We start from the raw sequence: 11,629 nt of genomic DNA on the forward strand, positions 1-11,629 counted from the left end.
CCGCAGGGATACCCGCCGCCGACGGCAAGGCCGCCGGGCGCGGCGAACATCGCCGCCGAGACGGCGGTTGACATCCCCCTCCCCGGCGGGAACCCGCCCGTCGCCGACACCACGGTCGTCGACACGCCGCCCGGCGAGAGCGGGAAGGGCACGTCCGGCGGGATCCTGAAGTCCGGCGCGATCATGGCGGTGGGGACGCTCGCGTCCCGCGTCACCGGCTTCCTGCGCACCGCCGTCATCGTCGCGGCGCTCGGCACCGGGCTGCTCGCCAACGCCTACAACACCGCCAACACGATCCCCAACCAGATCTACGACCTGCTGCTCGGCGGCATCCTGACCAGCGTCATCGTCCCGCTGCTGGTGCGGGCCAAGCAGCGCGACCGCACCCAGGGCGAGCAGTACGAGCAGCGCGTGTTCACCCTCGCGGTGATCGGCCTCGGCGCCCTCACCATCGTCGCGGTGCTGCTCGCGCCGCTGTTCATCGACGTCCTCGCGGGCAGCTACACCGGCGACCAGCGGACGGTCGCGGTCCTGTTCGCGCGGTTGTTCCTGCCGCAGCTGTTCTTCTACGGCGTCGGCGCGTTCGCCGGCGCGATCCTCAACTCGCGCGGCAGCTTCGGCGCGCCCATGTGGGCGCCGGTGCTGAACAACATCGTCGTGATCGCGATCGGCGGGGCGTTCCTCGCGGTCACCACCGGCCGCCTCGACCCGTCCACGATCTCCGACCGGCAGCTGATGCTGCTGTCGATCGGCACGACCGGCGGGATCGTCCTGCAGACGGTCGCGCTGTGGCCGTCGCTGCGCCGGGCCGGGTTCCGGTGGCGGCCCCGGCTCGACTTCAAGCGCGGCGAGATCGGCGAGGTCGGGCGGATGGCCGGCTGGACGCTGCTGTACGTCGTCGCCACCCAGGCCGCGCTCGCCGTCGTCACCGCGCTCGCGAACCGGGCCGGGAACCTCGCCGTGAACGCCGGGCTCGGCGAGGGCTACGGGTACACCCCGTACTTCAACGCCTACCAGCTCTTCCAGCTCCCCTACGCGATCGTCGGGGTGTCGGTGATCACCGCGCTGCTGCCGCGGATGAGCCGGTTCGCCGCCGAGGGCAAGACCGCCGACGTGCGCGCCGCGTTCTCCAGCGGGCTGCGGCTCTCCTCGGTGATCATCATGCCGGCGGCGGCGCTGATGCTGGTGCTCGGCCCGGAGATCACCACCGTGCTGTTCGCGCACGGCAACACCACGTCCGACGACGCCCTGGTGATCGCGCGGGTGATGCAGATGTTCGCCATCGCGCTCGTCCCGTTCTCCATCTACCAGTTGATGCTCCGGGTCTTCTACGCCCACGGCGACACGCGGACGCCCGCGCTCGTCGGCGTCGTCGTCACCATGTCCAACATCGTGATGGCGTTCACCGCGTACAACGTGCTGGACGTCAAGTGGATCGTGGTCGGCATCGCGGGCGGCTTCGCGATCACCAACCTGGTCGGGACGATCACCTGCTGGCTGGTGCTGCGCCGCAAGCTCGGCGGCATCGACGGCCGCCGCATCGTCGGCGGGCACCTCAAGATCCTCGTCGCGATCTGGCCGCTGGTCGGGTTCGCCTACGCCGCGCACACCGTCGCGGACGCGGCGAGCGACACCGGCACCCTGCTGCCGGCGCTCGCCACCCTCGTCGTCGGTTCCGCAGGAGGCGGCCTGCTCTATGTCATCTTCGCGAAGCTGATGCGCGTCGAAGAGATACAGACCACCATCGCGACGTTCGCGCGCCGCCTCCCGGGCCGGGGACGGTAGACGGGGCAGGAGGCGGGCGGAGAAAGGGCCGCCGGGTCGGCAAAGTTAAAAAAGGACGCGCGGCGATAAGGCGGCCACTCGTGCGAGTAAGCACTACCATGTGGGGGATTACGGCTTGCGGGGCGACACCCTGGGGAACGCAAAGAGGAGGGTCGGAGGCGTAAGCTGCCACGCCACGAACATGGGATCTGACCACCTGCGCAGGACGTTGCCGTGAGCACGTCAGTCATCGAGCCCGGCACACGTCTCGCCGGCCGCTACAGGCTTGAGGAGCGCATCAGCGACTCGGGCGGATCGTCGCTCTGGAAGGCCATCGACGAGATCCTCGCGCGGGCGGTCGCCGTCCGCACCTTCGACCCCGAGTTCCCCCGGGTCGCGGAAGCCGTCACGTCCGCCCGGTCGGCCAGCCGCCTGACCGACCCCCGCCTCACCCAGGTGTTCGACGCCGACGACTCCGGCGAGAGCGCCTACATCGTGAGCGAATGGGTCGCCGGCGAGCCCCTGGAGGGCATGCTCAACAAGGCCCCGCTCGAACCGGGACGTGCCGCGACGCTGCTGTACGAGGGGTCCGAGGCCATCGCCGCCGCGCACGCCGCCGGCCTCTCCCACCTCTGCCTCACCCCCCGCGACCTGGTCTGGACGACCGGCGGCACCGTCAAGCTCCTCGGCGTCGCGACCGACGCCGTCCTCGCCGACCGGCAGTGCGACGACCCCGCCGCCGAGGACGTCCGCGGCCTCGGCCGGATGCTGTACGCCGCGCTCACCGCCCACTGGCCCGGCGACGAGGCCGGCTCCGGCCTGCCCGCGGCGCCCGCGTCCGACGGCGTCCCGCACGCGCCCCGCCAGGTCCAGGCCGGCATCTCGCACGCGATCGACGCGATCGTCTGCCGCTGCCTCGGGCTCGGCGCCGCCGAGCCGCTCGCGACCCCCGCCGACCTCGCCAAGGCGCTGCGCGGCGTCCCGCGCACCCCGCTGCCGCTGTTCGCCGGGCTCGGCCACACGCCGCCCGCCGCGCCGCGGCCCGCGGCTCCGCGGCGTCCCGCGACACCGTCCACGGCGGCGACGACGCAGCCGCACCACCCGCCCGCCGAGCCTGCCGCGTCCTCGCAGGTCCCGCCGCCGCGCGCGCGCCGCCAGCGGCATGCCGCCCCGCCCGCGCCGCCCGCCTCGTCCACCCGGACGACACCGGCGCACGGCCACGGCGCGCCGAAACGGCACGGCAACCGGGCCCTGCTCGGCGTCGCGGCGGCCGCGCTGACCGTCATCGTCGGCATCGGCGCCTGGGCGCTGACCGGCACCGGCGGCGACGGCGGCGGAGACGACGGCGGCCCCACCGACAAGGGCAAGACGAGCGCACCGCCCGCGTCGGCCGCGGCGAAGCTCGACGTGCAGGACATCCGTCCCGTCGAACTCCGCACGTCGCAGGGCAACGGCGACAAGGCGATCGGCAAGGGCATCCAGTCGGTCGTCGACGGCAAACCCACCGGCACCTGGGAGACCCAGACCTACGCCGACGCCGAGTTCGGCAAGCTGTCCAAGGGGCTCGGCGTCCTGCTCGACATGGGCAAGCCGGTCAAGATCGCCAACGTCAAGATCCACTCGCCGGTCGCCGGCGGGCTGCTCCAGGTCCGGGCCGGCGACTCGCAGACCCCCTCCGACCTGCAGCGCGTCGGCGAGCAGACCCCCAACGGCGGCGAGCTGACCATCACCGCGAACCCGCAGGCCACCGGACGGTACGTGCTCGTCTGGTTCACCAAGCTGCCCAGCGGGTCCTTCAAGGGGCGGCTCGGCGAGATCACCGTCTACGGGGCGGCCGGCTGATCCCCTCCGGCGGGGTCCACATGTGCTGTGACGTGGAGCGGCGCATGTCTGTATCGTGCCTGTGAGCAGATTGTCCCCTCGCCCCCAGGAATCCGTGGTGCCTACCTCAGCAGCCGGTCGCGGACGCCCGGCGCCGGCCGGGCGTCCCGAACGAGAAAGCGGTCGCTCATGACCTCGGTGAGCATGCGTCGCGTGGGCGAGGTCCCCGACAAGGAGCTCCTCGCCCGGCACGCACAGGGGGACCCGCACGCCTTCGCCGAACTCGTGCACCGGCACCGCGAGCGCATGTGGGCGGTCGCGCTGCGCACCCTCGGCGACCCGGAGGAGGCGGCGGACGCGCTGCAGGACGCCTGCCTTTCGGCGTTCCGCGCGGCCGGACGGTTCCGCGGCGACGCCGCCGTCACCACCTGGCTGCACCGCATCGTCGTGAACGCGTGCCTGGACCGGATCCGGCGCAAGTCCGTCCGGCCGGCGACGCCGATGGGCGACGACGCGACGTTCGACGCCGTCGCGCCCAAGATGCCCGACCCGACCGACGCGCACGGCGTCTCCCTCGACGTCCGCACCGCCCTGGAGCAGCTCCCGTTCGAGCAGCGCGCCGCCCTCGTCCTCGTCGACATGATGGGCTACTCCGTCGACGACGCCGCGCAGGTCATGGAGGTCCCGCCCGGAACGATCAAGAGCCGGTGCGCGCGGGGTCGCGCCAGGCTCGCGCCTCTTCTCGTCCATCACCGGAACCGACGGGAACGGAAAAACGTCGGAGGTGTGGAAGGAGGTGGCATGCCCAAGTGAACCCCGCACATCTTGACTACGACGTCTTGGCCGATCTGGCCGAGGGACTACTCGAAGACGACGAAGCCGCCTCCGTCAACGCGCACCTCGACACCTGCGCCGACTGCCGTGAGCTGTCCGCCGACCTTGCGGACGTCTCCCGGATCCTGGCGGAGGCACCCGCGCCGTCCATGCCCGCCGAACTGGCCGAGCGCATCGACACCGCCATCGCGGCGGAGTCGATGCACACCGCCACCGTGGCGAGCCTGGAGCAGCGGCGCGGAAGGCGGCATTGGCGGATTCTGTCGGCGGCCGCGGCCGCGGTGATCGTGGTCGGCGGCGGCGCGACGGTCGGCAAGATCGCATTGGACGGCGCGAACAGCGACCACGGCCAGGCGTCGTCGGCTCCCGCGGACAACTCCCGGCATCCGAAGACGGGCCTGGCACCGAACGCGGCCCCCGCGGGCACCTTCACGGTCGCCCGCAGCGGCACCGACTACCGGTCCGCGACGCTGAACGCCCAGGTCGGCGACGTGCTGGCCGACGGGCAGCAACTCAGGGCCAAGGCGGCCACACCGGACGCGCGGCTCCGCGGCTGCGTCAAGGGCGTCACCGGCAACGCGATGCCGCTCCTGGTCGACCAGGCGACGTACGAGGGCCGCCCGGCAATCGTCATCGCCGCTCACGACGACGAATCCGGCAAGCAGGACATCTGGGTCGTCGGCCCAGACTGCACCGCCCAGACTCCGCACATACTGAAGAAGCCAGCGAACGCCTGACATAGACCGGTCGGCCGGTGCCCAGACCTCGGGCACCGGCCGACCGCTTTCCGCCTCCCCCCCGGGCGGCTTCCGCAGCTCACCCACAACCAACGCCCCAGCGGCCCCGGCCGGCGCCGTTCGGGCGGTCGAGCCCCGTTGCCGCAGTCAAGGTCCCAGTGGCGTCCCCGTTCCGCCGGGATGGCGATGATGCTGGCAGCTGGAGCCTCGGCGTCGGGCCAGGCTTGCAGAGTGGGACGAGCGCAGGCAGCGACCGTCCGAGCGGTCCGAAGACCTGGGCCGAGGCCCGCACCGCAGCCGGTCGCCCTCGGCAGGGGTCAGAGGGTGCCGAGGAAGCCGATGGCCGTCTTCCAGGCGCTTTCGGCGGATTCGGCGTCGTAGTCGGGCAGGTCGGGGTCGGTGAACAGGTGGCCGGCGCCCCGATAGCGGAAGACCTCCACGTCCGCTCCCGCCTTGCGCATCTGCAGGTACCAGGAGTTGAGCCAGTCGGCGGGCTCCCATGTGTCGGGGTCGGCGACGTGCAACTGCACCGGGATGTCGGTGGACGCGTCGTCCGCGATGTCGGACGTCCCGTGCATCAGCAGCAGCCCGGCCGCCTTCTCGTCCGCGAAGGCGAGGTTCTGGGCGATGGAGCCGCCGAGCGAGAACCCCGCGTAGACGAGTCCACCGGCCTCCACCAGCGGCGCGGCGGCGGCAACACCGCGGCGCAGCAGCTCGTCCCGCCCGATCTCGTCCTTGATCTCGATACCCGCCTCGGCTTCGTCGACGACCCGCCCGTCGTAAAGGTCCGGGACGTGCACCTCATGACCGGCCTCCCGAAGCCGGTCGGCCGCCTGGTGCACGGCGGGCCGCAGCCCGTACATCGAGTGAAGAAGCAGAATGCGTGCCATCCCCACACCCTAAAACGCCCCAGCAACCAACGGACGCCACGACAGACGGCGCACAAGGCAGCGGCCAGCGACGACGGGCGCCGCAGCACGCGACGGGCAGCGCAGCACGCGACGGGCAGCGCAGCACGCGACGGGCAGCGCAGCACGCGACGGGCAGCGCAGCACGCGACGGGCAGCGCAGCACGCGACGGGCAGCGCAGCACGCGACCTGGCGGGCGTCGGACGACGCGACAGGTGGCGCACGACGCGGCAAACAGCGCGACGCGGCAGACGGCTAACGACGCGGCGGACGACGGACACCGCAGCGGACGACGGGCGGGCGCTGGTCGACGCGCGGCGGACGACCGGCGGCGCACGACCGGCGGCGCACGACGCTGCGGAGGACGGGCGTCCGGCGGAGAGCGGGCGAGGCGCGATCGCCGGGCAGGCCGTCACGGGGCGCTATCTGGGCGCGTCCGGCATCGCGGCGTGGAGGCCAAGGCCGCGCTCGGCGACCCCGACACTTGGACGCGGTTCGTCAGGTGGACGCAGCGGGCGGCAGGGGTGGGCGGCCCGTCGCGGCGTGGCGGGAATCCCCGGGGCCTAGGATCGGTTGACGCGACTGGCAGGCCGGGTCGTGCGGCACCGACGGCCAACGAGGAGAGGCAAGAACTGTGAGCGACGTCCGTAACGTCATCATCATCGGGTCCGGCCCCGCGGGTTACACGGCCGCCGTCTACGCGGCTCGCGGCGACCTTAAGCCGCTGGTGTTCGAGGGTTCGGTGACGGCCGGCGGTGCGCTGATGAACACCACCGATGTGGAGAACTTCCCCGGTTTCCCGGACGGGATCATGGGCCCGGACCTGATGGACAACCTGCGCAAGCAGGCCGAGCGGTTCGGTGCCGAACTGATCACAGACGACGTCACCGAGGTCGACCTGACCGCCGACCCCAAGGTCGTCAAGGTGGGCGACGAGACCTACCTGGCCCGCACGGTGATCGTCGCGACCGGCTCGGGCTACCGGGAACTCGGGCTGCCGGACGAGAAGCGGCTGTCCGGGCGCGGCGTGTCCTGGTGCGCGACCTGTGACGGGTTCTTCTTCCGCGAGCAGGACATCGCGGTGGTCGGCGGTGGCGACACCGCGATGGAAGAGGCGATCTTCCTGACCAAGTTCGCCCGTTCGGTGACCGTGATCCACCGCCGCGACGAGCTGCGCGCCTCGAAGATCATGCAGGACCGCGCGTTCGCCAACGACAAGATCAAGTTCCTGTGGGACAGCGAGATCGCCGCGATCCAGGGCGACGACCGGGTGACCGGGGTGACCGTCCGCAACACCAAGTCCGGCGAGGAGTCCCCGCTGGAGATCACCGGCCTGTTCATCGCGATCGGCCACGACCCGCGCAGCGAGCTGTTCGCCGGCCAGTTGGAGACCGACACCGACGGCTACCTGCTGGTGGACGCCCCGACCACGGCGACCAAGGTCCCCGGCGTCTTCGCCTGCGGCGACGTCGTCGACCACATCTACCGCCAGGCGATCACCGCCGCGGGTACCGGTTGCTCCGCCGCCATCGACGCCGAGCACTGGCTCCAGGACCGCGACGCCGCCGAAACCGTCCCCCAGGCCTGACCAGCGCAGGATCGCGAGCACGCATGCTCCCCATCGGGATCGCACCGCCTGCTCGCCCGGCGAGGCCGGGACACCCCAGACCGAATGGACAGGTCACGACATGGGAGCGGACCGGTGGCGAGACCGGCCGACCCGAGAAGGCGATCGGCGGCGCGAGCGGCCGACCGCCCGCGAGCCGACGACAACGCAAGCGGGTTCGGAACGCACCGGCCGATAGGGCCGGCCCGCCGAGTTCGGCCAGCCGTCCGATAGTCCGGACCGCCGAGTCGGCCGACTCGGCGGGGGTGGGTGGTGCGGATCGGGTGCACCGGCCACACGGACGGTGCGCTCGGCCGGCCGGTACGTCCACTGAGCGCGACGGATACGTGAAGAACACGGGCAGCCTCGCGGGCGGGGGAGCGTCCCCGTCCGCGTGAGAACAGAAGGAGAATCATGAAAGCCGTGACCGACGCCGACTTCACGTCCGAGGTCCTGAAGAACGACAAGCCCGTTCTCGTCGACTTCTGGGCGGAATGGTGCGGCCCGTGCCGGATGGTGGCGCCGATCCTGGACGAGATCTCCAAGGAGCACGGCGACAAGATCGAGATCGTGAAGCTGAACATCGACGAGAACCCGAAGGTCCCGCAGGAGTACGGCGTCATGCAGATCCCGACGATGAACGTCTACAAGGACGGCGAGGTCGTCAAGCAGATCATGGGCGCCAAGCCGAAGGCCGCCCTGCTGAAGGACCTCGCCGAGTTCCTCTGAACCGCCTCTGCTGAGGCGCCGGTTCCGCCTCCCGTCTCCCGCGGCGAGCGCGAAAGGCATGTGGTCCGCACTCCGGTCTCGGAGTGCGGGCCACATGTCGTTCAAACCGCCTCAGAACGCCTCAGACGGGTCGTAGCGCTCCCTCGGGAGTCATGGAGCCCAGGAGCCGTTCGAGCGCCACCTCGACGTCCTCACGCCACGACAGCGCCGACTTCAGTTCCAGCCGGAGCCGCGGATACCGGTGATGCGGCCGGACGGTCTTGAAACCGACCGACAGCAGGTAGTCGGCGGGGACCATGCACCCGCTCTCCTCGCCCTTCAGATCGCCGAACGCCTCGATCGCCTTCACGGCGCGCCGGGTCAGGTCCTTCGCGACGCCCTGGACGAGCATCCGGCCGAGGCCGCCGCCCGTGAACTCCGGCAGGATGTGCGCCGTCATCAGCAGTACCGCGTCCGCGCTCACCGGACTCGTCGGGAACGCCACCGAACGCGGCACGTAGAGCGGCGGCGCGTACATCACGAACCCCGCCGGGACATCGTCCACGTACACGATCTTGCCGCAACTGCCCCATTCCAGGAGCGTCGAGGAGATCCACGCCTCCTTCTCCAGTCCCGCGTCGCCGCTCTCCTGGGCCCGGTCCCGGCTGACCGGGTCCAGCTCCCAGAACACGCAACCGCGGCAGCGGTGCGGCAGATCATCGAGATTGTCCAGCGTGATGTTGACGAGACGACGCGACACCGGGTCGGCACCCCCTGCTGCGATCCTCGCCCGCCGGGCCTGGAACCCGTGGCGTCGGAAGTTCCCGGCAACCATCCGGGACCCGCGGGCATCGTATCGGACAGGAGTTTCCCCAATGCCGCGGCACGCCACACCCAGGGACTTCGGCGCGGTGGCCATGGCGTAGTTTGCAGGGAAGCCATTTCCACCCCGGAGGTGCCTCGTGGAACAGCACTCGCGCACGGACGTCTATGCCGATCGCTACGCCGCCCGTGCCGCCGGCATGGTGCCGTCCGAGATCCGGGCTCTGTTCGCGATGGTCGCACGCCCCGAGGTGGTCTCGCTGGCGGGCGGCGCCCCCTACGTCTCCGCGCTCCCCCTCGACGCCGTCGGCGAGATGATCGGCGGCCTCGTCGCCGGCAAGGGCGCCGAGGTGCTGCAGTACGGGTCCGCTCAGGGCGACGAGGTCCTCCGCGAGCACATCTGCGAAGTGATGTCCCTGGAGGGCGTGCAGGCTTCGGCGGACGACGTGGTCGTCACCGTCGGCGCCCAGCAGGCACTCGACCTGATCACGAAGATCTTCGTCGACCCCGGCGATGTCATCCTCGCGGAGGCACCGTCCTACGTCGGCGCGCTCGGCACGTTCGCCGCGTACCAGGCCGACGTCGTCCACGTTCCGCTGGACGAGGCCGGCCTCATTCCGTCCGCGCTGCGCGAGACTCTGGCCCACCTCCGCGCCCAGGGGCGCCGGGTGAAGTTCCTCTACACCGTCCCGACGTTCCAGAACCCCGCGGGCGTCACCCTCACCACGGCACGCCGCGCCCAGGTCCTCGAAATCTGCGCCGAGTACGACGTGCTGGTCGTCGAGGACAACCCGTACGGCCTCCTCGGCTTCGACGGCGAACCCATGCGGGCCCTGCGCGCGGACGACGCGGAGCGCGTCATCTACCTCGGTTCGTTCTCCAAGACGATCGCGTCCGGCCTCCGCGTCGGGTGGGTGCTGGCCCCGCACGCCGTGCGGGCAAAGCTCGTGCTGGCCGCCGAGTCCGCGATCCTGTGCCCGTCGAACTTCTCGCAGCTCGCCGTCCGCGAGTACCTCGCCACGCAACCGTGGCGCGAGCAGATCAAGGACTTCCGCGAGCTGTACCGGTCCCGCCGTGACGCGATGCTGGAGTCCCTTGACCAGCTGATGCCGGACGGTTGCAGTTGGACGCGTCCGGCGGGCGGCTTCTTTGTCTGGCTCACACTCCCGGAAGGCCTCGACTCCAAGGCGATGGCCCCGCGCGCCATCGCAGAGCGTGTCGCCTACGTGCCCGGTACGGGCTTCTACGCGGACGGCACCGGCCAGCGGCACATGCGCCTGTCCTACTGCTTCCCGGAGCCGCACCGGATCCGTGAGGGCGTCCGCCGGCTCGCCGGAGTGGTGGAGCAGGAGATCCGGCTCCGCGACACCTTCGGCGACACCGGGAGCGCCGCTTCCACGGGCGTGCAGACGCCCGGCCCGGACGTCGTCTGAATGTTTCACGTGAAACGCGCGCGGTGTGCGTTGTCGCGGCCACGCCATCCAGAGGGGCACCGTCAGTGGAACTCGGGCACGTCGTCGTCCTCGCCGGTGGACTGTCCTACGAGCGGGAGGTGTCGCTCCGGTCCGGACGTCGCGTCGCGGACGCCCTGCGCGCCCGCGACATCCCGGTCGAGCTCCGCGACGCCGACGCGACGCTCCTGGACGCCCTGACCGACGACCCGCCGGACGTCGTGTTCCCCGTCCTGCACGGTGCCGCGGGGGAGGACGGCTCCATCCGCGAGGTCCTCGAACTACTCGCCGTCCCCTATGTGGGCGCCCGTCCGGACGCCTGTCGTGTCGCATGGGACAAACCGACGGCCAAGTCCGTCCTCCGCCGCGCCGGCCTCCAGACCCCCGAATCGGTCGCCCTGCCGAAGGAGGTCTTCCACGACCTCGGCGCCCGCTCCGTCCTGGACAAGATCGTCCATAGTCTGGGCCTCCCGCTCTTCGTGAAGCCCACCCGCGGCGGCTCGGCCCTCGGCGCATCCGTCGTCCGCGAGGCGTCCGAACTGTCCGCCGCGATGGTCGGCTGTTTCGCCTACGGCGACGCCGCCCTCGTCGAACGCTACGTCTCTGGCACCGAGGTGGCGGTCAGCGTCATCGAACTCGACGGCACCCCCACCGCCCTCCCCGCCGTCGAGATCATCGCGCCGGGCAAGCTCTACGACTACACGGCCCGCTACGACACCGGCGACACCGAATTCGTCACTCCGGCACGCCTCTCCCCGGAAGCGACCGCACGCGCAACGGCCGCCGCCATCACCGCCCACCACGCTCTCGGCCTGCGTGACCTGTCCCGGACCGACCTCATCGTCTCCCCAGACGACGAAGTCCACTTCCTGGAAGTCAACGTCGCCCCCGGCATGACCGAGACAAGCCTCCTCCCCCGAGCCATCAGCGTCGCCGGCCTGGACCTAGGCGAAGTCATCGAGTCCCTACTCCAATCG

At 71.3% G+C, this 11,629-nt stretch carries 10 protein-coding genes; 8 read left to right on the plus strand and 2 right to left on the minus strand.

The genetic code is table 11. The features are described 5' to 3' along the window. The 4 genes from murJ to E1293_RS37675 form a co-directional block, all read left to right on the plus strand. Nucleotides 1-1,785 (plus strand): murein biosynthesis integral membrane protein MurJ (gene murJ, locus E1293_RS37660; RefSeq protein WP_341770238.1); only part of this gene is annotated, 1,785 nt, incomplete at its 5' end. A gap of 213 nt (nucleotides 1,786-1,998) precedes the next feature. Further along, complete coding sequence (locus E1293_RS37665) at nucleotides 1,999-3,606, plus strand: protein kinase family protein (RefSeq protein ID WP_132203366.1); 1,608 nt, start codon at nucleotides 1,999-2,001, stop codon at nucleotides 3,604-3,606. A gap of 168 nt (nucleotides 3,607-3,774) precedes the next feature. Next, a complete protein-coding gene (gene sigM / locus E1293_RS37670) occupies nucleotides 3,775-4,398 on the plus strand; it encodes an RNA polymerase sigma factor SigM (protein ID WP_207939323.1) in 624 nt (207 codons plus the stop codon). Beyond that, nucleotides 4,395-5,156 carry an anti-sigma factor family protein gene (locus E1293_RS37675; protein ID WP_132203368.1) on the plus strand — a complete coding sequence of 254 codons (762 nt, stop codon included), beginning with the start codon at nucleotides 4,395-4,397 and terminating at the stop codon, nucleotides 5,154-5,156. The genes sigM and E1293_RS37675 overlap by 4 nt, the downstream gene beginning before the upstream one ends. A gap of 317 nt (nucleotides 5,157-5,473) precedes the next feature. Here the strand turns inward: E1293_RS37675 and E1293_RS37680 are convergent, their stop codons facing one another. Next, nucleotides 5,474-6,046: a dienelactone hydrolase family protein gene (locus E1293_RS37680; RefSeq protein WP_132203370.1), complete on the minus strand. Its 573-nt coding sequence runs from the start codon at nucleotides 6,044-6,046 to the stop codon at nucleotides 5,474-5,476. A gap of 653 nt (nucleotides 6,047-6,699) precedes the next feature. On the opposite strand from E1293_RS37680, the gene trxB reads away from it, so the two are divergent. After that, entirely contained in the window at nucleotides 6,700-7,653 is a 954-nt protein-coding gene (gene trxB, locus E1293_RS37685; RefSeq protein WP_132203372.1) for a thioredoxin-disulfide reductase, read from the plus strand. Nucleotides 7,654-8,085: 432 nt separating this feature from the next. Beyond that, nucleotides 8,086-8,400, plus strand: coding sequence for a thioredoxin (gene trxA, locus E1293_RS37690; protein ID WP_132203374.1), 315 nt, complete (start codon nucleotides 8,086-8,088; stop codon nucleotides 8,398-8,400). A 121-nt stretch (nucleotides 8,401-8,521) separates the two neighbouring features. Here trxA and E1293_RS37695 read toward each other — a convergent pair whose 3' ends face one another. After that, on the minus strand, nucleotides 8,522-9,139 hold the full coding sequence (locus tag E1293_RS37695) for a GNAT family N-acetyltransferase (protein ID WP_132203376.1): 618 nt from the start codon (nucleotides 9,137-9,139) through the stop codon (nucleotides 8,522-8,524). A gap of 262 nt (nucleotides 9,140-9,401) precedes the next feature. On the opposite strand from E1293_RS37695, the gene E1293_RS37700 reads away from it, so the two are divergent. After that, nucleotides 9,402-10,634: an aminotransferase-like domain-containing protein gene (locus E1293_RS37700; protein WP_132203384.1), complete on the plus strand. Its 1,233-nt coding sequence runs from the start codon at nucleotides 9,402-9,404 to the stop codon at nucleotides 10,632-10,634. Nucleotides 10,635-10,699: 65 nt separating this feature from the next. Continuing rightward, a partial coding sequence (locus E1293_RS37705; protein WP_132203378.1) for a D-alanine--D-alanine ligase family protein occupies nucleotides 10,700-11,629 on the plus strand: 930 nt, incomplete at its 3' end.

This window comes from Actinomadura darangshiensis, from assembly GCF_004349235.1.
GTDB classification, from domain to species: Bacteria; Actinomycetota; Actinomycetes; order Streptosporangiales; family Streptosporangiaceae; genus Spirillospora; species Spirillospora darangshiensis.

What these genes read in the sequence shown, in the direction of transcription:
- sigM (WP_207939323.1), top strand. Translation starts at nt 3,775, where the DNA reads ATGACCTCGGTGAGCATGCGTCGCGTGGGCGAGGTCCCCGACAAGGAG.
- E1293_RS37680 (WP_132203370.1), bottom strand. Translation starts at nt 6,046, where the DNA reads ATGGCACGCATTCTGCTTCTTCACTCGATGTACGGGCTGCGGCCCGCC.
- trxA (WP_132203374.1), top strand. Translation starts at nt 8,086, where the DNA reads ATGAAAGCCGTGACCGACGCCGACTTCACGTCCGAGGTCCTGAAGAAC.
- E1293_RS37700 (WP_132203384.1), top strand. Translation starts at nt 9,402, where the DNA reads ATGGTGCCGTCCGAGATCCGGGCTCTGTTCGCGATGGTCGCACGCCCC.